The sequence below is a fragment of the Heyndrickxia sp. MSNUG genome (assembly GCF_049532715.1).
Lineage (GTDB): Bacteria > Bacillota > Bacilli > Bacillales > Cytobacillaceae > Mesobacillus.
Genome location: NZ_CP150978.1, coordinates 2,752,003 through 2,774,220, shown reverse-complemented (window position 1 = coordinate 2,774,220; position 22,218 = coordinate 2,752,003). Strand labels below are relative to the sequence as shown.

Genomic DNA, 22,218 nt, shown 5'->3' with positions numbered 1-22,218 from the left:
AAATCTAATAATCTATATTTAAGAGTAAAAGAAGGAGTGGGAAACATGGCAATCGAAGCTAAAAGAAATATCAGAGCAAAAAAGGGTCTTGAACTTGAATGTAAAGGCTGGGAGCAAGAAGCAGCATTAAGGATGCTATACAACAATCTAGATCCTGAGGTGGCTGAAAATCCTGAAGAGCTTGTCGTTTACGGCGGTATTGGGAAAGCAGCAAGGAACTGGGATGCTTTTGATGCAATTGTTGATACGCTTCGCCGCCTTGAAAACGATGAAACATTGCTGATTCAATCTGGAAAACCGGTTGCTGTATTTAAAACACATAAGGCTGCTCCAAGGATTTTATTATCCAATTCCGTATTGGTTCCAAAATGGGCAAATTGGGAGCATTTTCATGAACTTGACCAAAAAGGATTAATGATGTATGGCCAGATGACTGCTGGCAGCTGGATTTATATTGGCTCCCAGGGAATTTTGCAAGGGACATACGAAACCTTTGCAGAAGTCGCAAGGCAGCATTTCGGCGGGTCATTAAAGAACACCATCACATTGACAGCAGGCTTAGGAGGAATGGGTGGCGCCCAGCCATTAGCGGTAACGATGAATGGGGGAGTTTGTATCGCAGTGGAAATTGATCCTGCAAGAATTCAAAAACGTATTGATACACGTTATTGTGACCGCATCGCCTATTCGATTGATGAAGCGATTGAATGGGCAAAGGATGCAAAGCATAAGGGAGAAGCGCTGTCGATTGGGTTAGTAGGAAATGCAGCTGAGCTGCATCTTGAATTGCTTCAAAGAAACTTCAAGGTTGATATCGTGACGGACCAGACTTCTGCACATGACCCTTTGAATGGGTATATTCCTGTTGGCCTTTCTTTGGAGGAAGCTGCTAAACTTCGCGAAGAAGATCCAAAGAAATATGTAAAGCAATCATCATTCTCTATGACTAAGCATGTAGCAGCTATGCTTGAATTCCAGCGCAGGGGCGCGGTCACCTTCGACTATGGAAACAATATCCGCCAAGTCGCTAAGGACAATGGTGAGGAGCACGCCTTTGATTTCCCGGGTTTCGTACCTGCCTATATTCGCCCGCTTTTCTGTGAGGGTAAAGGACCTTTCCGCTGGGCAGCTCTATCTGGTGATCCTGCAGACATTCACCGAACAGATGAGCTGATTAAAGAGCTATTCCCAGAAAATGAGCCTCTCCAGCGCTGGATTGACATGGCTCAGGAAAAAGTCGAGTTCCAGGGACTGCCTGCCCGTATTTGCTGGCTTGGTTATGGTGACCGTTTGAAAATGGGTCTCGCAATCAATGATTTAGTGCGCAAGGGAGAATTAAAGGCTCCGATTGTCATCGGCCGCGATCATTTGGACAGTGGATCAGTTGCCTCTCCGAACCGTGAAACTGAATCAATGAAGGATGGCAGTGACGCAGTTGGGGACTGGGCAATTTTGAACGCGCTTGTAAACGTTGCAGCCGGAGGTTCATGGATTTCTGTCCATCATGGAGGCGGTGTTGGTATGGGTTATTCTCTTCATGCAGGAATGGTCGTAGTGGCAGACGGCACCGACCTCGCCGAAGAACGCCTAACAAGAGTACTGACTACAGATCCGGGCATGGGTGTTGTCCGCCATGTTGATGCTGGATATGAAAAGGCAATCGAAACAGCAAAGGAAAAAGGTGTCGATATCCCAATGCTTCCATAAATTTCAGATATCAAGATGAGAAGAGTGGAGTTCATCTTAATTTGGCATCGAATCACATATGAATAAAGAAAGGGTGGAGCAGAATTGGAATTCGATTTACTTGTACACAATATTGGACAGCTTATTTTACCAAAAGGCACTAAAAGGCCATTGAAGGGCCAGGAAATGAAGCAGCTTAATATCATGGAAAACGCGGCTATAGGGGTAATTGACGGGAAAGTTGCCTGGCTTGGCCCTGAAGCGGAAGCCGTTACATTTAGTGCAAAAGAACGTGTAAATGCTAATGAAAAGGTCGTTTCCCCTGGCCTGGTTGATCCGCATACGCATTTAGTCTTCGGAGGGTCTCGTGAACATGAACTTTCCTTGAAACAGGCGGGAGTGCCGTATTTAGAAATCCTCGCTCAGGGTGGTGGAATCTTATCTACAGTTACTTCAACTAAAAATGCTACAGAGGAAGAACTGTTTGAAAAGGCATCTTTCCATTTGGAAAGAATGATTTCCCATGGTGTTACCACTTTCGAAGCGAAGAGCGGTTATGGATTGGATCCAGAAACAGAATTAAAGCAACTGAGGGTTGTTAAGAGACTAAAAGAAAAGTATCCCATTTCAATTGTTTCAACGTTTCTGGGGGCACATGCTGTACCTCCTGCCTATAAGGGAAAAGAAGATCAATTTCTAACAGAAATGGCCGAGTTACTTGATGAAATCAAAGAATATGAACTAGCAGAGTTCGTTGATATCTTTTGTGAGACAGGTGTCTTCACAATCGAGCAATCAAGACAATTTTTACAAAAGGCAAAGGAAAAGGGATTCGGCTTGAAAATCCATGCAGATGAAATTGATCCTTTGGGTGGAGCTGAATTGGCAGCATACCTAGAAGCAGTAAGTGCAGACCATTTAGTTGCTGCTTCAGACGAAGGCATTGATCGATTAAGCAAGAGCAATACGGTGGCGGTACTTCTTCCTGGCACTACTTTTTACTTGGGAAAAGACCAATATGCACGAGCGAGAAAAATGATTGACGAAGGTGCAGCGGTTGCATTGGCAACTGATTTCAATCCTGGAAGCTGTGTAACGGAAAACCTGCAGTTAATTATGTCGCTTGCTGCTTTGAAGCTTAAAATGTCTGCAGAGGAAATCTGGAATGCTGTCACAGTAAATGCAGCTCATGCGATCGGAAAAGGGATGGAAGCTGGCACGCTTGAAACAGGAAAGGATGCTAATTTTGTTCTTTGGGATATTCCAAACTATAAATATATTCCTTACCACTTCGGCGTGAATCACGTACAAAGCGTCTATCATTCAGGAAACAAACTGTGGGAGAGGATGCCTTATGGAGAAATTCAGCTATCTTCAGCCAGGTAAAACGACTGTATTTAAAGACCAATATGTCACAAAGGTAAATGAGTGTCTTTTTCAATATGATGAAGGTGAAAAAGGTGAGATAGGATTGATTGGTCTCCCTTTTTCCAAAACATCTATCTCTTTATCTCAGGCATCGGATGCCCCGAAAACGATCAGAGCGAGTCTGAATAGTTTTTCAACTTTTTCAGGAGAGCGTGATACTGATTTCCAAGATGTGAGAATCATAGACTTTGGTGATGTAATGATCCACCCAACTGATATGGAGGAATCCCTTTCACGCCTCCATATCAGTGTGAAAGAAATGATTGATAAAAATGCTTGCGACCGGTATATCATGCTTGGCGGTGACCATGGAGTCAGCTATCCTTCTATCCGCGCATTTCAGGAAAGTTTCGGTAAAATAGGTGTTATCCAATGGGATGCTCATCATGATGTAAGGAATCTAGAGGACGGTGGAAGGACCAATGGGACTCCATTCAGAAGCCTTATTGAAGGCGGTTATTTAAAAGGGGAGCATTTGGTGCAGATTGGTATCCGTGATTTTGCCAATGCTAAGAAATATCATGATTATACAAAAGAAAAGGGTATTTCTGTCTATACAATGGCAGATGTTGAATTGACTGGAATCGTCTCAATCATAGAAAAAGAATTAGAAAGATTATCTAAACTAGTAGACATAATCTATTTATCTGTTGATATGGACGTAGTAGACCAGGCATTTGCGCCAGGTTGTCCGGCGATTGGGCCAGGCGGAATCACAAGCAGGGAACTGCTTTCAAGTATTGCAATTTCTGCGTCTCATGAAAAAGTAAAAGCGATGGACATCGTAGAAATTGATCCATCAAAGGATTTCCGTGATATTACAAGCAGACTTGCGGCAGCAGCCATGCTTAGATTTATGTATAGCAAGAATAAAACGTTTGAATAAACTTAAAAGGAGAAGAATCCATATTAGGATTCTTCTCCTTTTTGAGCAAAACTGTCAAGTTAGTCCATCTCTTTAAAAATCTTAGATACAATTTCAAATGATTTCAGCCTTGAGTCATGATTGAAAATCTGAGCGTTAATGATCATTTCATCCGCTTGAGTGTCATCCAGGAACTGCTGTAGCTTTTCTTTTACTGTTTGCGGACTACCCACGATTGATGAGCCAATACGGCTGTCCAGCAGCATCTTTTCATATTCACTAAGCTGTTCGTCCATATTTTCAACAGGAGGCAGTAGTGGGCTTGGATTATTCCTGAACAGATTCAGGAATTGCTGCTGCATGGATGTAGCAAGGAATTGAGCCTCCTGCTCTGTGTCCGCAGCGATTACATTCACTCCAACCATTGCATATGGCTCTTTAAGAACATCTGATGGCTGGAAGCTTCTTCTGTAAAGTTTAAGGGCACCTAATGTGTTTTCAGGTGAGAAATGGCTGGCGAATGAGAACGGCAGACCTAACTGACCAGCCAATTGGGCACTATAGCCGCTTGAACCCAAAAGCCAGATTGGGATGTTAAGTCCCTCGCCAGGAATAGCCCGAACACTCCGATATTGTGAATCCAATTCCGGATTAAAATAAGCACGCAGTTCGTCTAATTGCTCAGGGAAATCCTGTCCATCACTTCGGCGTTCGCGCCTCAAAGCGTATGCGGTCACCTGGTCGGTTCCTGGAGCCCGTCCAAGTCCGAGGTCGACTCTCCCAGGGAAAAGTGACTCCAGCGTCCCGAATTGTTCTGCTATTACGAGTGGGGCATGGTTAGGAAGCATGATTCCGCCGGATCCTACACGGATTGTGGAAGTCCCTCCTGCCACATGGCCTATTACCACCGATGTTGCAGAACTTGCAATGCCAGGCATGTTATGGTGCTCTGCTAGCCAATAACGGTTGTAGCCCCATTTTTCCGCGTGTTGTGCTAGGTCAAGTGTATTTTTAAATGCGTCTGATGCTGTGCCCCCCTTAAGAATCGGAGACAAATCAAGTACAGAATATTTAATGTCGTTTAATGATTTTCCATTTGTCATTTTTTCATCTACTTTCATTGAAAAATAAATAAGCAGTAATGATAGTTACTATTCCCTGCGGTTTTACAAATCAATAGTACCAATTATCTTTCGTTAATCAAAATAATATGTTTTGAGATCATAATATGAAGAAAGAATGAGGAAGAATAGGGAAGCTGAGAAATCTATCTTTGCCTTGAAAGATACTCATATACTTCCCGAAGATTATTGTAGCCTTGATGCTGTGCTTTCTTAAGAAAAAATGCCCATATTTGAGCTGCCATTTTCGCATCTGCCAATGCATGGTGGCGATCTGTCACTTCAATTCCACAGTCATTGCAGAGCTGTTCCAATGGCAATGGATGAATGACAGGATTTGTTAACCTGACTAAAAATGATGTGTCTATGATTCGGTGTTCAAAACTTACTCGAAGCTGTTCTAAAGAAATTTTTTTCATGAATGCTTGCTCGTGTTTTGCGTGGTGTGCAACCAATATGGAGCTGCCGATAAAATTAAAGAAGTCTATCAGAACATCCTTTGCTTCTGGAGCCCCTTCAAGCTGTCCATTATCAATATTGGTTAATTTCGATATCTCTATTGGAATGGAGGTATCTGTTTTAACTAAAGAATAAAATACGTCCTTCTCATGTATCTTGCTCCCGGTCATTTTAATTGCTCCAATGGAAATCACTTTATCTCCTTTCTCAGGGAAAAATCCCGTTGTTTCTAAATCAAAGACGATAACTGGCAACTCATTCAAAGGACAATCAAGGCTGTTTTTTTGTTTCATTTCTTTTTGCAGCTGCCTGATAAATGAAATTTGCTGAGCGTTTGTTTGAGGCTGTAATCCTGCATATATATTCGAACCCAGTTTGCCAGACATTTGTCTCACAAAGCGGACCATATCATTCATTCCCATATTGATTTTCCTTTTCAATCTGGCCTTTGACATTGTAATACAGCAGTTCGCCTGATTTTAATAATGCTTTTAACTCTTTTCTTTCCGATTTTGTCAGATTGTCTCCGTTTACATAGTGACCCGATTCGTAATTATGATGATTGCCATAAAGCAGGCGGAATTCTAGCAGTCTCGAAAAGTTTTTTGCAAAAAAAATGCTCTTGTCTGATGGCATCGCATTTTGTGAAACTAAAGTTAACCTTGAAAGCGTTGAGGTTTCTGTGATTTTTTCGTTTAATGCCAGGAGTCTGGCGGCATTTACATAAGGAAAGAAGGCTGTGTCTTTAAGATTGATTGAGCCGGAAAAGTTCCCATGGGTTTCGACCAGCAGCTGTCCCAGGACACCAACTCCTTTTTTAATATGCATCGTATTTTGCAGCATTCTTCTTATTAGGTGCTCTTTTTCAATGGATGAAGAGTATTCTTTTTTTATACTCATGAGCAGAGAAGTCGTTCCGTATAGTGGACGGGAATCTGCAAAAATTAATAAATACCGGATCGATTCCCAGGAGGATTCAGCTGTCCACTTATGGATTTGTGCTTTCCATTCTGTCATAGGTTTGCACCATAATGGGTTGCCTGCCATTACTCCGCCCGAGCATTTCGGGTACCCAGCTCGTTCAAGACCATCGGATATTTCATGGCCTAGATGAATAAAATATTTTTTTGATTCATCGTTATTAGTCTCAAATACAATTCCATGATCCTGGTCACTCCAAATCGATTGCTCAAACCTGCCAGCACTTCCCATGACAAAGAAAGTGAAAGAGGAGGGAGGATCGCCATAACTTATGTTCATACGTCTTAAAGCTAAAGAAATAACAAGTTCGTAAACCTGGTCGTGAAAATCATTCAGCTCATGATTGTTACGTGAGGCTAGCGCGATTCCCTGTAAGCGAAAATCATTTATTTGCTCATAACTTGTAAATTCCATCTGACATTCTTCCTCCCGATAACCATAAAATAGAAAAGACGGCAGGCCCCGAAAAAGGGACCGCCGTTACATTATACGTCTGTCAATTAATTTATAGATGGCTGCTGTGATTTCAATTGTACAGTTTGTGTGTTCACACCCGTACCTGTTGTAACTGTTTCTCCGTTTTTTGTTAATACAGTATGAACAAGTTCAGGATAACCGTAGCTGCCATGTTCACTCATATCTAAACCGATGATTTCTTCCTCTTCTGTGACGCGCAATCCCTTCATTGATCCTTTCATGATTGCCAGAATGATATATGAAACAATGAAAGCGAATGCCGCGCATGCTGCTACTCCCATTGCCTGGACTCCCAATTGTTCAAAACCGCCTCCATAAAATAGACCAGGCTTTCCAACAGAAGCCAGCTCAGGTGTTGCGAAAAATCCTGTTGATAAAGTACCCCAAACACCTGCCGTACCATGAACTGATAATGCAAAGATTGGGTCGTCGATTTTTCTGCTTTCAAAGAAACGAATGCTATAGAATACAAGGATTCCAGCGATTAGGCCAATCACAACAGCAGCCCAAGTGTCAACAAATGCACATGATGCCGTAATAGCTACCAGCCCAGCTAAAGCTCCATTCAGCATCATAGGTACATCTGCCTTCCCGACTACAATCCAGGAAATCAACATAGCTGCGACTGTTCCTGCAGCGGCTGCAAGATTAGTATTGAGTGCTACAAAGCCAAAGAATGCTCCGTCAACAGAAACAGTGCTCCCAGCATTAAAGCCGAACCAGCCAACCCAAAGCAACAAGACACTTAAGGCGGTGAAGACCTGGTTATGTCCCTCGATGTTGTTAGCTGAACCGTCCTTGTTGAATTTTCCCATTCGAGGCTTCAATAGAATCGTAGCTGCGAGTGCTGCCATGGCTCCTGTAAGATGGACGACGGTGGAGCCGGCAAAGTCCTGTTTGCCATGTTCAGCCAGCCAGCCGCCACCCCAAATCCAATGGGCGATGAAGGGATAGACTAAAACAGAAAATAGTAATGCGAATACCAGGTATACAGATAGTTTCGCTCGTTCTGCAAATCCGCCAAATGCGATCGTTAATGAAATGCCAGCAAAAGCTAACTGGAATAAAAAGAAAACAGATCCAGAAAGGCCAAGGCCCTCGATATCATATCCGGAATAGAAAAAGTCAGAAAAACCTATGATTGAATTCCCTGCTCCAAATACTAACCCATAACCTACAGCCCAGAACACAAGGGAAGAAATACCAAATGTTAATATGGTTTTTCCGGCAATATGGCCAGCATTCTTCATCCGAGTTGATCCTGTTTCCAGCAGGATGAATCCTCCCAACATTAAAATAACAAGTACTGCGGCAATCATCACCCAAAGACTGTTCATTAAAAATAAAGTATCCATAATGGCTCCCCTTTCAAAAACTTGAATGTAATTTGTATTCTCGCATGTATTTTGTAAGGTTTCTATATTCGTGTAAGGAAATCTAACATTGTTTTCGCTTTTTTAGTTTTCACACTACAATCAACAGGGAATTGAAAATCAACATTCAGCTTTAACAGAGCCAAAAAGAAAAAACCCCACAAAGGGGGTTGGAATTTGAAAAGATTCATAAATTAATATTTTTTTATTCCAAAGCGTGCATTCAGCTGTCCCTGGATCATCTTTTTTATGGGCTGCTTCATCATTGCGTTTCTTTTCACGGATCATTTCCTGCCTGATTTCGTATGTTTGGACTCCATCTTCTATTTTATTTGCAATCTCGACTAATTGTTCAACATCAGCAAATGAATACCTTCGGCTTCCTCCTGGCGTCCTGTCAGGGAAAATTAATTTTCTTTCCTCATAATATCGGATTTGCCGTTCTGAAAGGCCAGTTAACTCCTTTACTATTCCGATTGTAATCACCTTTTTTTCCTTATAGGACACTTCGTTTGCCATATGTTTCACCACGCTTTAATCTTTTAATTTAGTTTATGTTATATTTTCTCACATGAAACTCGGTTTAACAAAAGAATTTTATCTATTCTAATTTATTTTGAATAATTGTTTGTTAGATTTTTTAATTCGGTTATAGTGAATGTCTTTAATTCATCTTCGGATGCATCTGTAAAACCTGATTTCAACAAATAATGTACATAATGGTCCTTTAGTTTTTCAATAGCAGATCGTAAGTGCATGGACATTTTTATATTCCTCCTTTAGCTGTTTTCGTTTTGTACGCTCCTTAAAATGGTTTGAGCCTGGTTTCCTCGACTTTTCAGCAGTTCCTCATATAATTCATCCCTCAAAACGTCGAGCAGTACAATTAATTGTGCTAAACTCAGGTCATTTTGGTTTTTCATCGACTGAGCCTCATTTCCTTTATTTGTATTGGATTTTCATAATCGTAAAGTATTTTCATTTCAACGTCAGTAATTGTGTAAGAATTCCTGACCGAACTTTTGGTTTGATAGTAATGATTAAGTAAAAATAAGGAAAACCTATGAACGAATTGACTAGGAGGAATGAATATGGAACAGAACAGCCAGGCAGATAATAAAGGGTTTGTAATAAATGAATACGATGTGCTGAAAAAAGTCATTTTGTGCCAGCCGCAGTATATGACGATTAGAGAAGTGATAAATGAAACGCAGAAACATTTCAAGGATGAAGGAATACATATTGAACGAGCATTAGAACAGCATAATGATTTTGTAAGTACCCTCCGAAAATACGGCGCAGAGGTCATATTGCTTCCATATCACAAAAAGTATCCTGAGCAGGTGTTCACAAGGGATATAGGGTTCACTCTTGGACAGACCATATTTGTCGCTGAAATGGCAAGTGATATCCGTAAAGGTGAAGAGGATGTTTTGAAACAATGGCTCGAGGACGAGGGGATTTCTTATTACAATTTACTTGGTGACCAAATCGAGGGCGGCGATGTCATCATTGATCGCGAAACTATTTATATTGGTCTGAGCAATCGTACAAATCAAAATGCTGTGAATCATTTACAAGGATTACTGCCGCAATTTGAAGTAAAGGCAATCCATTTCAAAGCAGAATATCTTCATTTGGATTGTGTCTTTAACGTAGTATCTCCAGATGTGGCGCTCATTTATCGAAAGGCACTGACAGAGGAGGACATTACATTATTCAGTTCCCGATATGAACTTATAGATGTGACGGAAGAAGAACAATTCACTCTCGGAACAAATGTTCTGTCAGTTGGAAACAAGCATATTTTCAGCCTGCCTGTAAACAAAGGAGTCAATGAAAAGCTCCGGAGTAAAGGGTTTGAAGTTATTGAAGTGGATATAACGGAGATCATTAAATCTGGTGGTTCATTTAGATGCTGTACACTTCCCATACTGCGTGAAGTGAAATCATAAACTAACTGAATACAAATGGGAGAAGCACCCTTTTACTTAGGTAAAAGGGTGTGTTTTTGTACAGATGAAGAAATAGTGTACTGTTTTACATCACATTTTAATTGTCCCACAAGAGATGTTATCATATAATTCTAAATAGAAAGAATTTTAAAATTGTAAAGGGGGATTCACTTGGAAGTATTTGTGAATTGGTTAAATGGGATTTTGTGGAGTACACCGGTCATCTATATCATTTTAGGAATCGGTTTGCTCTTCTCCGTCTTGACAAGGTTTTTACAAGTTAGACACATTAAAGACATGGTAATGCTGATGTTTCAAGGGAAAAGTTCTGCTGCGGGTGTTTCGTCATTCCAGGCCTTATCTATTGCTTTATCAGGCCGTGTTGGAACTGGTAATATCGCAGGAACGGCAACAGCGATTGCAATGGGAGGCCCTGGTGCAGTGTTCTGGATGTGGGCAATTGCCTTTATCGGTGCTGGAAGTGCATTTGTAGAGTCAACTCTTGCACAGATTTATAAGGTTAAGCAAGATGGTTTATACCGAGGCGGACCTGCATATTATATCGAAAAAGGCCTTGGAATCAGATGGTTTGCAATCGCTTTTGCCATTTCAGCTCTATTAGCGATGGCTCTATTGATGCCAGGCATCCAATCCAACTCTATCGCAATTGGCATGGAGAACGCGTTTGGGGTCAGCAAAAGTGTTACTGGTCTCATTGTAATTGCACTTTTAGGATTAATTATTTTTGGCGGTGTTAAAAGGATTGCGAATGTAGCCCAATATACAGTTCCTTTTATGGCACTAGGCTATATCTTGGTTTCATTAGTAATTATTGCTATGAACATCACTGAACTGCCTGCTGTCTTTGCTCTTATTTTTAAAAGTGCATTCGGTGCTGATTCCATGTTTGGTGGTATCCTAGGAAGCGCCATTGCTTGGGGAGTAAAGCGAGGGATTTACTCAAATGAAGCAGGACAAGGTACTGGCCCGCATGCAGCAGCTGCTGCAGAGGTTTCACACCCTGCAAAGCAAGGCTTAGTACAGGCGTTCTCGGTTTACATCGACACTCTGTTTGTATGTTCAGCAACAGCATTCATGATTCTGTTTACAGGTATGTTCAATACTGTTGGTCCTGATGGAAAGTCATTCATTGTCGAAAACTTATCTGGAGTTGAAGCTGGACCTGGTTATACACAAGCAGCTGTCGATTCTGTAATTCCTGGATTCGGTGCTGGGTTTGTCGCTGTGGCCCTTTTCTTCTTCGCTTTCACTACCATCATGGCATATTACTATATGGCTGAGACGAACATCGCTTACCTTCTTAGGGGAAGAGATGGAAGAGTCCCGATGTTCATTCTTAAGGTTGTGATCCTGGGTGCAACGTTTTACGGAGCAATCAAAGAAGCATCCCTTGCGTGGGCATTGGGAGATGCCGGTCTAGGGTTGATGGTGTGGCTGAATTTAATTGCCATTATCCTTCTGGCAAAGCCAGCTTTAATTGCACTTAAAGATTACGAAGCGCAGAAAAAGCAAGGTCTGGATCCAGTTTTCAATTCGAAGAAGCTAGGCATTAAAAATGCAGAGTATTGGGAAGAAGAATATACCTTTGACCGTGAAAAAGAAAAAGTTTCATAAGAGTTGCTAAAGGGCAGAGCTGATCGTTTATGATCGGCTCTGCTTTTATATTTATACAATTATATTGTTTCCATATTAGGGAAGGCTGTTAATGACAATGAGTAATATCGGGGGATTAACATGAAAATGCTTTGCATAGATGGCGGTGGAATAAGAGGTGTATTCCCTATCGCGATTTTACAGGCGATTGAGGAAGAATACCAAGTGCCGGTAGCAGAATTGTTCGATGTTATTGCCGGGACAAGTACGGGATCGATTATAGCTTCGTCTGCTGCATTAAATACAAAAATGGATAAAGTGATGGAAAGCTATCTTACTTATGGGGAGAAAATCTTTGTGCGTAAAGCAAAGGTTGGGCTATTCAAGAGCGTTTATAGTGATCGATACTTGCGCAGGCTGTTGAAAAAAGCGTTTGGTGAAATAGCGCTTGGGGATATAAGTAAGCCTCTGATTATACCGGCAGTTGATATTACGCATGGCAAACCGTATGTTCATCGATCAGATTATGGATTCTCGGAAAAAGAGGTGTTAAACGTTAAATTATGGGATGCTGTTCTATCATCCTGTTCAGCACCGATCTACTTTCCACCCAACAATGTAAACAATCAATACATGTCGATTGATGGAGGTCTATGGGCAAATAATCCTTCGCTGGTATGTGTGACAGAGGCTTTACACCATTTCAAAGCTCAGCTTACGGATATTAAAATCCTATCTATAGGAACTGGACAGCAAAGGATCGATTTTCAAATGGAAAAAGAAAGATATTGGGGTGTCCGGCAATGGCTGCCGTTTCATTTTCCTTCACTGAAGGTCACCCCAAAGCTTCTGGATCTCGCAATGGATTTGTCGTCTGAGTCCGTTACTTACCATTGCCGTCTTTTACTCGAGGGTCACTATTTGCGAATTAATTGTGAATTAACAGAAGAAATTCCTTTTGATGATATTAGCTTTATGACAGAAATGAAGCAGCTTGGAAAACAAGTTTTTCAGGAGCGAAAAGCAGAGATTCATTCATTTTTGTTAGAGAATCACTAAACTTGTGTTACCTTTATCATTGAATCGGGAATAAAAAGTTAAGATATACTATTTCTGAGAGTAACAATATATTGAGAGGGGACTGGATGATGGATAAAATCGAAGTTGGCGAAGTTTTTACAATAAGTGATGAAAATGAAGAGGAAAATGAAGTTGAGGTAATTGGAACAGTTACCATTGAAGGTACAGATTACGTTGCTGTCAGTTTTGTAGAAGATCTACAGGAAGAAACTGATGAAGACATCGATATCTTCTTCTTAAAAGTCGATCAAGAAGGCGATTTTACGGCAATTGACTCAGATGAAGAGTTTGAAAAAGTATCGGCTGCATTTGATGAAATGGTGAATGAAGAGGAATAGAAAGGAACGGAGAGCTTTATTGCTCTCCGTTCTTTTTGTTAATTCCAAACTTTTCCTTTATTTGTTATTATGGTGACATGAGGATAACAGGAGGAATCCGGATGAGCGAAAAAGAGATGGTCCAACAGCAGTTCGGTAAAAATGCAAGCCATTATGTAACAAGCAAATCCCACGCTAAAGGAATGGATTTGGCTAAAGTTGTTGAGATTGTAAAAGATAACGGGGCTTTTGGGAATCTTCTTGATTTAGCTACAGGCGGAGGACATGTAGCGAATGCTCTTGCCCCTTACTTTAAAAAGGTCACTGCATTAGATTTAACTGAAGATATGCTTAATGAGGCTGAGCGGTTTATACGTTTAAACGGTCATGAAAATGTTGATTTCATTCAGGGGGATGCTGAAAAAACACCTTTTCCTGATGAATCTTTTGATGTCGTGACTTGCCGGATTGCGGCCCATCATTTTTCGGCAGTAGACCGTTTCGGAAGCGAGGTTTTTCGGGTATTAAAGTCAGGAGGCCTATTTGTTCTTGTCGATAATGTCGCGCCTGAGAACAACGAATATGATGAGTTTTATAACACAGTTGAAAAGAAAAGAGATCCAAGCCATTTTAGGGCATATAAAAAATCTGAATGGATTTTAAAAGTTGAAAAAGCCGGTTTATATACGGATTCTATGTTCACTTTTGATAAGAAATTTCATTATGAGACATGGTGTAAGATGATGGATTTGCCTGACAAGGATAAAACCGAATTAAGTAAATTCATGAAAGCAGCTACCGACTCAATGGTTAAGCATTTTTCAATCGCATTTTCAGGTGATGAGGTTGAGAGTTTTAAAGGTCAGAGCTTTTTACTAGTTGCGACAAAGAAATAACTATATATAGAGGAAAAATAATAAAATGCGTCGAATTGGTTTTGAAAGGAGTTGATTTAATTGGATAGCGTCATTTTAGTAACTTTTAAGATTAAAGGAATCCCCATTCCTATTAAAATAGCCTCTACTAACGAACCAAGCAGAGAACAGATTTTACAGAAAATCGCGGATTTAGCCAAAGGGTATGATCTAATAGGCGAAATCCAATTTAAGAAGCTTCTGAAAGAAAATGGCCATAAAATGTATATATATGAAATTGGGGACCGGAAATGCATGGTGCTTGTGGAAAGGCTAGAGAAGATTAAGGAGTTTGAGCAAATCGGGATATAAGGATCTACTAAATTAAAAACTGTGATATTTTTCAACTCTGTGATTGAAGCGAAAAGCACCAAAAATTATAAACAGGAAACCCAGGAGAAAGTTCTCCTGGGTTATTTGTCGGTATCAAATTAAGATTTTGAAGCCTTTGCATACTTAAATCAAGACAGCATATTGGAAGTAGTTAAGGGTGCCTTCTTTTTATTCCCTTATTCAAAAAAACTAGTGACATCGGAAAAAGGTGAGTCCGCTTCATCAGTTTAAAAAATGTCACATTACTCTCTCATTGGTAAATTGAATAAAATTTTACTGGCACTATTTACTTTTTCTGAACCGATCAAAAGTGTGTTTTCAATTTTTCCTTTTCTATTTTTTAATGAACCGATGGAGTTTGTGGTTTCAATAATGCTGTTATCCTCAAATGGAAGATATTGAATGGTTTCAGTCCATAAATGATTGGAGGTTTTATTTGGCGGCTGCGTTTGTAAAGTTAAATTATATTCCTGGTCACAGAGGCGATGAAGAGTGTATTTTTTTCGTTTTCTTGCATTGAACCACATGACTGTCTTCATAAGCCCACCCCAAATGCCAGTAAAGCTTTCATTAACAATGGGGCTGTTTATAGCTTGGAAAAAGAATAATTTGTCGCCATTATCATATTGAATTTCAGATTTTACTTGAGTTGAGAAGTGAACATCTCCTGAAAGCAAAACACAGTAGCTTGGCTTCCATTTGCTTACAGTTCTTATAAAAGAATTAAACCCTTTTCCGTTGTATTTCCATGAATCAAAATCAAAGGATGTCTGGACTGGAATTCCGAGTACTTTAAAAGGATAAACATATTTGTGAAGGAAGGATTCTATTAATCCCATTCCATAAACCGGTGAAGGAGAGACTATATTCAGCGGTGTATTATTCTTCCAGCCGCTTGCCTTAAGTTTCTGAGTGATCTGGTCCCATGCTTCATTGCTGATCAAAAAGGGAGTCCGAGTGGTTTCCTCTATTATATTCAAAAGCTTAACTGGCTTAGGGCGCGGGTCAAATTCCCGTTGTGTACGGGTGTCGAGGAAAACCGTTTTTGGGATAGTCGGGGCCACAAAATGCCAGGATTGGAACTCGGATAACATTTTAATACCATATAAATACTCTTCGGACTGACTATTTTTTGATTCGATGTACTTTTGGATGGATTTCAAAAAATTCTGGTCAAAAGTTTCTGGGTCATTCCCCCAACCCTGAAAAAGCCAGTAGGCAGCCAATCCATTTGTTACGATATGCTGACCTAGAGGTGAATGGCTGACGGATTCAGTCCAATCCGGTGATATATTCCAGTCATCTGTTATGTCGTGATCATCAAAGATCATATATGTTGGTGTGTTCGCCATAACCCTTCTGGCGGCAGAAACGGATGGGATAAAATTTCTAAGGTGATCAAGCTGCTCTTCATATCTCGCTTTAAGTTTTTTTAGCTCTTTCTTTCGTATTTTCTTGTCTTGATCAAATTTAAGATGCAGCATGCCTCGATCGATCACTTGCTGAAAAGAAAGCAGCAGTTCATTTTCCTGTACATAATGCCAGAGTTCAGGGTTCCATACCATTAAATACATTACGGCATATTCGTTGAAACAGACTAAATGATTATCTCCATTTCTAGTCGTGAATTTAGCCAGATGTTCAATCAGGTATTGACGGCCATTTATTTTGTTCAGCCGTGGAGAGAGTGAATCATTTATCAAGGATCCTTCCGGAAGGGTAGCTCCCTGGTTAACGTACAATGTTTTGCCGACAGCACCTAAAATAGGAATGAGCGGGTCTGCCACATCATCGGCATAAATCTGGTCACCCATTAAAAATAACGCACTAGGGCGTTCAGATAGATCTTGATACTGCTCGTGCAACAATAGATCAGCAGCTGAAAATGCATCATTTCCATTGCCATGCGGTTTCCGGCATGACCCATATAGAATCCTGGTTGTTTCATGCTTATAGTCTATATAAAAAGCAGGATACTTGAGATTGCCATATACAATTGCATCCGTATGTCCAGGTGTTAGTAAATCAAAGCTTCCTAAGTCGCGATGAAGAACTCCGCGTTTAAATAACAGATTATAGCCGAGTAGTGTGTATGGAGGAAAAGCTTTGTCCTTAGGCATTATTTTTATAAGTGATACATATAGTTGATCTCCAGCCTTGATTGTCTTAGTTTCAAGTCCGATGTCCAGTGGAAGATATTGAACAGTTTCAGTGGTCTCTGATTCAAGGATGTGAAACAATTCAGCGCCGATTTCCAGCTTCCGGCTTAACGCGATCCAAATATATATACAGGAAGGCTCAGCTCTTCGTAAAATAGGGCCGCCTAAAATAGTCGGTAATTCCATGCAGGTTGCACCACCTAACATTCTTTATTGCTAATTTATTCAAGCGGTGCAAATCTGTGTCCATGTATGACAGAGGCAAAAAAAACGAAGCCTAAATGGCTTCGTTTAGCTATTTCTTTGTATAGAAGCGTATGTCATCTTTATTGTCTAATACGCTAGCAATCAATGTAGTCGCACTATTTTGGCCTCGAGCATCGAGGCCAGCTTCCCACAGCATCATTCCGCCAAGCTTCTGGTCCAGCGCTAATTTTGTTTTCTTTTGAAGTGTTGAATGCCCATTATAATGATAGATAGTACCATTCATACTAACTTTGTCTTTATTAACATTTGCAGGATTATTATTGATAAGAGCTTCATAGGAAACCTGTTTTATAGCGGAATCCTCAGGCTGCGCATAAAGAGGAACACCTAGCACAAGCTTTTCCCTCGAAAAACCGTATCGATCAAAAAGATTCGACCAATATGAAACAATATTAGCAGAATAAGAGTAAGGAGATAAATTGGCGGCATTGTACTCGCCATCCCACTGGCCGTCATATGCCATTAAATTGACATGGTCGAAATACTGGAACATCTCTGGGTCGAATACGACAGAATGAATTTCGGTGCCCGTCACGCTATGAACCTTAGCGTTTACTGCTATGGATAGCTCTTTGCCTTTCGGATGAAGCAAGGAACTTAGTTCTTTTGAAAATGCAGCTAAGAAACGAGCATCATCCTTTGAGCGTGGATGTTCAAAGTCAATATCTATTCCATCGAGATTTTCTCGATCTGCCAAGCTAACAAGCTCATTGACTAGCTTTTTTCTGGAATTCTCGTTGGAAATAGCAGCTTTGAAGTAATCATAGGATTCGCCGCCGTTTATATGGTACCAGCCGCCTATTGCTAAAATAACCTTAGTATCATGCTGTTTTGCATTGGAAATAATTGCCCGTAAATTTTTTAGAGCTTGGTCACCGTTTAATAGGAGTTTGCCATCGACTGTTGGATGGCCAAAGGAAAATATCACATGCGTCAGGTTCTTATAGTCGATCTCATCCGGATTGCGGAAGTCCTGAACATAGCCAATCAGCACCTTTGGATTGTGTGTTTTTGCCTTTGGAGCAGCTTTAAGTTCAAGGTTTTTAACTGATTGAGGAGTATTTCCAATAGTATAAAGTACATCTTCAGCCGTAGATTTTTTGCTGGAATACAGTACTCCAGATATAAAACCTCCACCGAAGGTAACCAATACGATCATTAGGAGCAGGATGCGTTTTTTCATATCAGAGTCCCCCTGAGATTATTCAACTTTAAAATTGTAACAGAGAAACAGGAGCTTGAGGTGTGGTAATATCAGCCTTTCTACCTGTTCAAACGCAATATTTTGCAAAGTGGGAGCTGCGGAGAGATTAATAAATTCGTACAAGGGAATAAAATAAATATTACAAAACGATAGGAGCAAATGATATGGAATCCAAAAAAATACAAGTTGGGAATACAGCAATATCCTATTTTGATAAAGGTGAAGGAAAAACAATCGTGCTAATTCACGGATTTGCAGGAAGCAAGCTATATTGGGAAAAGGTGCTGCCTGATCTCTCTGAAAATTATCGAGCTATTGCCATAGATCTACCCGGACATGGAGAGTCTACAATGGGATTTGAAAAAAATTCAATTGAAGATATGGCAGGATTGATAAAGGAGTTACTGGATACATTAGGACTTGAGGATGTAACTATGTTTGGCCACTCACTTGGAGGATATATCACTCTTGCATTTGCTGAGCGATATCCGCAATATTTAAATGGTTTTTCGTTAATTCATTCCACAGCCAATCCGGATTCAGATGAAGCTAAGTCAGGCAGAGAAACGAACGCAAAGAAAGTGCTTGAAGAAGGGATGGATTCGTTCATCCATGGACTCTCTCAAAAGCTTTTCTCACCAGCTAATTCAGAGGTAAATGCACAGGATATTAAAACTACTGTAAAAATTGGAATGTCTACATCAATTAAGGGCGTTGTGAGCGCATTACTGGCAATGAGGGACAGGCCGGACCAAAATTACGTACTTGAAGATTCTGAAGTGCCTGTTCTTATAGTGGCGGGTGAACAGGATCAAATCATTCCTCCTGATAAGGCGTTTACAATTAAAAAACCTAATATTCAACAGGTATTGATTAAAGGCGCAGGCCATATGAGCATGTATGAACAGCCTGCTGAGCTTGTAAGGGCTATGGAAGACTTTTTAGCCAAAATATAATTAAGAGATTCCCGCCCAAATTTGGGTGGGTTTTTTTACCGAACCGATTCTTTGATTGCTCAAAAACAGAATGATAAAATAGGTTCCAGCCATTGCTTGGAAAGGGGCTAAACTAAATGATGATAAAGGAAATAATACTTAATGATCAAGTTATCCTGGTAAGTCAGTATGAAGAAAGTAATATAAATGGATTTACTCAAATTTCAATAGAGTTTAAGGTGACAAGTAATGAATATCACGATATTACAACTCTGTTATATGAGGGTGAGTTTGATGTAATAGTGCCTGAGAGCAACCTGGAGTTCAGAGGAAGAATCGTGGAGTATTCAACCTCTGTTACCAATCTTTATGAAAGCGAACAAGTTGGGATTTTCAAATTAGTACTGCTGGAAAAAAAGGAGTAAACGATGAAACTGAGTATACTGGATCAAGTGCCAATTTCGTCTAATCAGAGTACAAAAGAAGCATTGGAACAATCTGTTAAATTAGCTCAAGCTGCAGAACAACTGGGCTATGAACGTTACTGGATTGCCGAACATCACGATATGCCAGGATTAGCCTGTCCTGCACCTGAAGTAATGCTCAGTTACATCGGAGCGGCCACAAGCCGTATCCGTATAGGTTCTGGTGCAGTTTTACTGCCGTATTATAAGCCGTATAAAATCGCAGAAGTGTACAATATGCTGGCTACGTTGTTTCCAGATCGGATTGATATCGGAATTGGCAGGGCCCCAGGGGGTTCAGCAGAAGTAACAAGCGCATTATCCGATCACTTTCTCCAGAATGTTTGGAATATGCCCGCATCGCTAAAGGACTTGCTTCATTTTATCTACAATGATCATCCTGAAGACAGCGAGTTTGCAAAAATCAATGCGGCTCCAATACCGGATATTGCTCCTGTCCCATGGCTGCTAGGGACCAGCAAGAAAAGTGCTATGCTGGCAGCAGAATATGGGATGGCCTATGCATTCGGATTATTTATGAGCGACAAGGATGCTGCGGAAATTTTAGATTGCTATTATCAAGCATTCAAGAATGGGAGTAATAGGCAACCTCGAACAATCCTCACAGTTACAGCATTTTGTGCAGAGACAACTGAACTTGCTGAAGAAATCGCCTTGAGTTCCCTCGTATGGAGCATTCAACGGGGGAAAGGAGAAGGGCATTCGGGCGTGCCTTCTATAAAGGATGTAAAACAATATAAGCTATCAGAACCTGAAAAAGAAGCATTAGAAACAATGAAGAAGAAAATGATCATAGGCAATCCTGATCAAGTCAAAAATAAGCTGCTAGATTTGCAAAAGCAATATAAAACGGATGAAATTATGATTGTGACAATCACCTATTCACCGGAAGATCGGATCAAATCTTATCAATTGATTGCGAATGAACTGATAAAAAGAGAAACTGTGATTTAGTGGGAGTTCCCTCTTAACAAATCCTTCTTTTAAGGTATAATATTATCTGTGAAAGGCTGTAGAAAAGACTATTTTATTATGATAGTTATTGAGCTGCAGTCAACTGATATAAGTTGAAAGCGAGTGGGATATATGGGTCGTAAATGGAATAACATCAAGGAGAAAAAAGCGTCTAAAGATGCAAACACAAGCCGTGTCTATTCAAAGTTCGCACTTGAAATCTATGTAGCAGCAAGACAGGGTGAACCGAATCCTGAATCCAACCAGGCTTTGAAATTCGTCCTTGAACGAGCAAAGACTTACAATGTACCAAGAGTCATCATTGACCGCGCTATTGAAAAAGCAAAAGGCGGCGGAGAAGAAAGTTACGATGAGCTTCGCTACGAAGGCTTTGGACCTAGCGGCTCAATGATCATTGTTGACGCACTTACAAATAACGTGAACCGTACTGCATCAAATGTACGTGCCGCTTATGGAAAGAACGGCGGAAACATGGGAGTGAGTGGATCTGTAGCGTATATGTTTGATGCAACAGCAGTAATCGGCTTTGAAGGCAAAACAGCTGATGAAGTGCTTGAAATTTTAATGGAATCTGATGTCGATGTTCGCGATATTATCGAGGAAGAAGACGCCGTAATCGTATACGGAGAGCCAGACCAGTTCCATGCGATCCAGGAAGCGTTGAAGAATGCTGGAATTACTGAATTTACTGTAGCGGAACTCACAATGCTTGCTCAAAATGATATCACACTCGATCCAGAAGCACAGGCACAATTTGAAAAGCTGATTGATGCTTTGGAAGATCTGGAGGATGTGCAGCAGGTCTATCATAATGTAGATTTAGGTGAATAGCATATTAAGCAGCCATTTTGCAATAGCAGAATGGCTGTTTTTTTGCCAATTGGAAGAACTGATTTTTAAAGTATAATATACTCATAGAAAAACTTTTTAGGGGACGGGGACCTTATGGATATTAAGCATAAATGGAATGGCAAGTATTCAAATAAACTTAGACAAAATGAATATATGAATCCGCCGGAACCAAATGAAAGGCTAAGGCAGATTGCTGAGAACCTAAAGGGGGAAACTGCAATTGATATTGCCTGTGGACTGGGTGGAAACAGCATTTTTCTCGCTGGTATGGGTTTTGAAGTAACCGCAGTTGATATTTCGGAAGTTGCTGTCAAATACATAAGTGAGCAAGTTGATCGGTTCGCGTTGAAAGTATCCGCATTAGTAGCAGATATGTCAGTGACTGGCGGTATTGTTTTCGAAGGTAAATATGATCTAGCAGTGATCACATATTATCTAGATAGAAATATTTTTCCGAAAGTGAAAGAAATAGTAAAGGATCAGGGATTCTTTTTTATGGAGACCTTCTATAAGGTTGATACTGAAACCGTGAACCAAACAATCTCAGATAAATACAAACTTGAATCCAATGAATTGTTGAAGGAATTCAGCGATTGGAAGATTCTGTTCTTTGAAGAGAGTGAGCAAGATGGCAGGCAGACGATCTTATGCCAGAAGTAAAGACTATTTCGTAACAAGAAAGCTTTAAATAAAATGCCCAAAAAAACAGGAGCGGTCCTGTTTTTTGGGGCATTTTAT

The 22,218-nt window shown here is 40.4% G+C and carries 22 protein-coding genes and 1 pseudogene; 14 read left to right on the top strand and 9 right to left on the bottom strand.

Translation table 11 applies throughout. The annotated features are described in order from the left end of the window. Window positions 1–45 precede the first annotated feature (45 nt). The 3 genes from hutU (at window position 46) to hutG (ending at window position 4,000) form a co-directional block, all read left to right on the top strand. On the top strand, window positions 46–1,707 hold the full coding sequence (gene hutU, locus AABM38_RS13875; RefSeq protein ID WP_423406968.1) for a urocanate hydratase: 1,662 nt from the start codon (window positions 46–48) through the stop codon (window positions 1,705–1,707). A gap of 84 nt (window positions 1,708–1,791) precedes the next feature. Beyond that, on the top strand, window positions 1,792–3,072 hold the full coding sequence (hutI, locus tag AABM38_RS13870) for an imidazolonepropionase (RefSeq protein ID WP_423406967.1): 1,281 nt from the start codon (window positions 1,792–1,794) through the stop codon (window positions 3,070–3,072). Further along, window positions 3,041–4,000 carry a formimidoylglutamase gene (gene hutG, locus AABM38_RS13865; RefSeq protein ID WP_423406966.1) on the top strand — a complete coding sequence of 320 codons (960 nt, stop codon included), beginning with the start codon at window positions 3,041–3,043 and terminating at the stop codon, window positions 3,998–4,000. Before hutI ends, hutG begins: the two co-directional genes overlap by 32 nt. Window positions 4,001–4,059: 59 nt before the next feature. On the opposite strand, the gene AABM38_RS13860 is transcribed toward hutG, so the two are convergent. The 7 genes and pseudogenes from AABM38_RS13860 to AABM38_RS13830 form a co-directional block, all read right to left on the bottom strand. Continuing rightward, window positions 4,060–5,082: an LLM class flavin-dependent oxidoreductase gene (locus AABM38_RS13860; RefSeq protein WP_423406965.1), complete on the bottom strand. Its 1,023-nt coding sequence runs from the start codon at window positions 5,080–5,082 to the stop codon at window positions 4,060–4,062. Between the two features lie 164 nt (window positions 5,083–5,246). Further along, window positions 5,247–5,981, bottom strand: a complete 735-nt coding sequence (locus tag AABM38_RS13855) for an exonuclease domain-containing protein (protein WP_423406964.1) — start codon at window positions 5,979–5,981, stop codon at window positions 5,247–5,249. After that, complete coding sequence (locus AABM38_RS13850) at window positions 5,968–6,954, bottom strand: DUF294 nucleotidyltransferase-like domain-containing protein (RefSeq protein ID WP_423406963.1); 987 nt, start codon at window positions 6,952–6,954, stop codon at window positions 5,968–5,970. Before AABM38_RS13850 ends, AABM38_RS13855 begins: the two co-directional genes overlap by 14 nt. Before the next feature lie 86 nt (window positions 6,955–7,040). Continuing rightward, window positions 7,041–8,372: an ammonium transporter gene (locus AABM38_RS13845; RefSeq protein ID WP_423406962.1), complete on the bottom strand. Its 1,332-nt coding sequence runs from the start codon at window positions 8,370–8,372 to the stop codon at window positions 7,041–7,043. Window positions 8,373–8,584: 212 nt separating this feature from the next. Next, window positions 8,585–8,909: pseudogene (locus AABM38_RS13840) on the bottom strand (MerR family transcriptional regulator). A 92-nt stretch (window positions 8,910–9,001) separates the two neighbouring features. Then, entirely contained in the window at window positions 9,002–9,154 is a 153-nt protein-coding gene (locus AABM38_RS13835) for a Fur-regulated basic protein FbpA (RefSeq protein WP_423406961.1), read from the bottom strand. A gap of 15 nt (window positions 9,155–9,169) precedes the next feature. Further along, window positions 9,170–9,313 carry a hypothetical protein gene (locus AABM38_RS13830; protein WP_423406960.1) on the bottom strand — a complete coding sequence of 48 codons (144 nt, stop codon included), beginning with the start codon at window positions 9,311–9,313 and terminating at the stop codon, window positions 9,170–9,172. A 168-nt stretch (window positions 9,314–9,481) separates the two neighbouring features. Between AABM38_RS13830 and AABM38_RS13825 the strand changes: the two genes are divergently transcribed. From AABM38_RS13825 to AABM38_RS13800, 6 genes are all read left to right on the top strand, one after another. Further along, window positions 9,482–10,345, top strand: coding sequence for a dimethylarginine dimethylaminohydrolase family protein (locus AABM38_RS13825; protein WP_423406959.1), 864 nt, complete (start codon window positions 9,482–9,484; stop codon window positions 10,343–10,345). 171 nt (window positions 10,346–10,516) lie between these two features. After that, the gene (locus AABM38_RS13820) at window positions 10,517–11,980 is read left to right on the top strand and encodes an alanine/glycine:cation symporter family protein (RefSeq protein WP_423406958.1); all 1,464 of its coding nucleotides are present in this window, start codon (window positions 10,517–10,519) and stop codon (window positions 11,978–11,980) included. A 120-nt stretch (window positions 11,981–12,100) separates the two neighbouring features. Then, window positions 12,101–13,018 carry a CBASS cGAMP-activated phospholipase gene (locus AABM38_RS13815; protein WP_423406957.1) on the top strand — a complete coding sequence of 306 codons (918 nt, stop codon included), beginning with the start codon at window positions 12,101–12,103 and terminating at the stop codon, window positions 13,016–13,018. 89 nt (window positions 13,019–13,107) lie between these two features. Next, a complete protein-coding gene (locus AABM38_RS13810) occupies window positions 13,108–13,377 on the top strand; it encodes a DUF1292 domain-containing protein (RefSeq protein WP_423410737.1) in 270 nt (89 codons plus the stop codon). A gap of 101 nt (window positions 13,378–13,478) precedes the next feature. Then, complete coding sequence (locus tag AABM38_RS13805) at window positions 13,479–14,252, top strand: class I SAM-dependent methyltransferase (protein WP_423406956.1); 774 nt, start codon at window positions 13,479–13,481, stop codon at window positions 14,250–14,252. Between the two features lie 60 nt (window positions 14,253–14,312). Continuing rightward, window positions 14,313–14,582: a hypothetical protein gene (locus AABM38_RS13800; protein ID WP_423406955.1), complete on the top strand. Its 270-nt coding sequence runs from the start codon at window positions 14,313–14,315 to the stop codon at window positions 14,580–14,582. A gap of 263 nt (window positions 14,583–14,845) precedes the next feature. Here AABM38_RS13800 and AABM38_RS13795 read toward each other — a convergent pair whose 3' ends face one another. Then, window positions 14,846–16,948, bottom strand: coding sequence for a hypothetical protein (locus AABM38_RS13795; RefSeq protein ID WP_423406954.1), 2,103 nt, complete (start codon window positions 16,946–16,948; stop codon window positions 14,846–14,848). Between the two features lie 109 nt (window positions 16,949–17,057). Continuing rightward, the gene (locus tag AABM38_RS13790; RefSeq protein ID WP_423406953.1) at window positions 17,058–18,212 is read right to left on the bottom strand and encodes a glycosyl hydrolase family 18 protein; all 1,155 of its coding nucleotides are present in this window, start codon (window positions 18,210–18,212) and stop codon (window positions 17,058–17,060) included. A 185-nt stretch (window positions 18,213–18,397) separates the two neighbouring features. On the opposite strand from AABM38_RS13790, the gene AABM38_RS13785 reads away from it, so the two are divergent. From AABM38_RS13785 to AABM38_RS13765, 5 genes are all read left to right on the top strand, one after another. After that, window positions 18,398–19,189, top strand: a complete 792-nt coding sequence (locus AABM38_RS13785; protein ID WP_423406952.1) for an alpha/beta fold hydrolase — start codon at window positions 18,398–18,400, stop codon at window positions 19,187–19,189. 119 nt (window positions 19,190–19,308) lie between these two features. Next, window positions 19,309–19,593, top strand: coding sequence for a DUF3219 family protein (locus AABM38_RS13780; protein ID WP_423410736.1), 285 nt, complete (start codon window positions 19,309–19,311; stop codon window positions 19,591–19,593). A gap of 3 nt (window positions 19,594–19,596) precedes the next feature. Further along, window positions 19,597–20,607: an LLM class flavin-dependent oxidoreductase gene (locus AABM38_RS13775; protein ID WP_423406951.1), complete on the top strand. Its 1,011-nt coding sequence runs from the start codon at window positions 19,597–19,599 to the stop codon at window positions 20,605–20,607. Window positions 20,608–20,739: 132 nt separating this feature from the next. Then, complete coding sequence (locus AABM38_RS13770) at window positions 20,740–21,459, top strand: YebC/PmpR family DNA-binding transcriptional regulator (RefSeq protein WP_423406950.1); 720 nt, start codon at window positions 20,740–20,742, stop codon at window positions 21,457–21,459. Between the two features lie 114 nt (window positions 21,460–21,573). Next, the gene (locus tag AABM38_RS13765) at window positions 21,574–22,140 is read left to right on the top strand and encodes a class I SAM-dependent methyltransferase (protein WP_423406949.1); all 567 of its coding nucleotides are present in this window, start codon (window positions 21,574–21,576) and stop codon (window positions 22,138–22,140) included. Window positions 22,141–22,218 lie beyond the last annotated feature (78 nt).

What these genes read in the sequence shown, in the direction of transcription:
- hutU (WP_423406968.1), top strand. Translation starts at nt 46, where the DNA reads ATGGCAATCGAAGCTAAAAGAAATATCAGAGCAAAAAAGGGTCTTGAA.
- hutG (WP_423406966.1), top strand. Translation starts at nt 3,041, where the DNA reads ATGGAGAAATTCAGCTATCTTCAGCCAGGTAAAACGACTGTATTTAAA.
- AABM38_RS13860 (WP_423406965.1), bottom strand. Translation starts at nt 5,082, where the DNA reads ATGACAAATGGAAAATCATTAAACGACATTAAATATTCTGTACTTGAT.
- AABM38_RS13855 (WP_423406964.1), bottom strand. Translation starts at nt 5,981, where the DNA reads ATGGGAATGAATGATATGGTCCGCTTTGTGAGACAAATGTCTGGCAAA.
- AABM38_RS13850 (WP_423406963.1), bottom strand. Translation starts at nt 6,954, where the DNA reads ATGGAATTTACAAGTTATGAGCAAATAAATGATTTTCGCTTACAGGGA.
- AABM38_RS13845 (WP_423406962.1), bottom strand. Translation starts at nt 8,372, where the DNA reads ATGGATACTTTATTTTTAATGAACAGTCTTTGGGTGATGATTGCCGCA.
- AABM38_RS13835 (WP_423406961.1), bottom strand. Translation starts at nt 9,154, where the DNA reads ATGTCCATGCACTTACGATCTGCTATTGAAAAACTAAAGGACCATTAT.
- AABM38_RS13830 (WP_423406960.1), bottom strand. Translation starts at nt 9,313, where the DNA reads ATGAAAAACCAAAATGACCTGAGTTTAGCACAATTAATTGTACTGCTC.
- AABM38_RS13825 (WP_423406959.1), top strand. Translation starts at nt 9,482, where the DNA reads ATGGAACAGAACAGCCAGGCAGATAATAAAGGGTTTGTAATAAATGAA.
- AABM38_RS13815 (WP_423406957.1), top strand. Translation starts at nt 12,101, where the DNA reads ATGAAAATGCTTTGCATAGATGGCGGTGGAATAAGAGGTGTATTCCCT.
- AABM38_RS13810 (WP_423410737.1), top strand. Translation starts at nt 13,108, where the DNA reads ATGGATAAAATCGAAGTTGGCGAAGTTTTTACAATAAGTGATGAAAAT.
- AABM38_RS13805 (WP_423406956.1), top strand. Translation starts at nt 13,479, where the DNA reads ATGAGCGAAAAAGAGATGGTCCAACAGCAGTTCGGTAAAAATGCAAGC.
- AABM38_RS13795 (WP_423406954.1), bottom strand. Translation starts at nt 16,948, where the DNA reads ATGGAATTACCGACTATTTTAGGCGGCCCTATTTTACGAAGAGCTGAG.
- AABM38_RS13790 (WP_423406953.1), bottom strand. Translation starts at nt 18,212, where the DNA reads ATGAAAAAACGCATCCTGCTCCTAATGATCGTATTGGTTACCTTCGGT.
- AABM38_RS13785 (WP_423406952.1), top strand. Translation starts at nt 18,398, where the DNA reads ATGGAATCCAAAAAAATACAAGTTGGGAATACAGCAATATCCTATTTT.
- AABM38_RS13780 (WP_423410736.1), top strand. Translation starts at nt 19,309, where the DNA reads ATGATAAAGGAAATAATACTTAATGATCAAGTTATCCTGGTAAGTCAG.
- AABM38_RS13775 (WP_423406951.1), top strand. Translation starts at nt 19,597, where the DNA reads ATGAAACTGAGTATACTGGATCAAGTGCCAATTTCGTCTAATCAGAGT.
- AABM38_RS13770 (WP_423406950.1), top strand. Translation starts at nt 20,740, where the DNA reads ATGGGTCGTAAATGGAATAACATCAAGGAGAAAAAAGCGTCTAAAGAT.
- AABM38_RS13765 (WP_423406949.1), top strand. Translation starts at nt 21,574, where the DNA reads ATGGATATTAAGCATAAATGGAATGGCAAGTATTCAAATAAACTTAGA.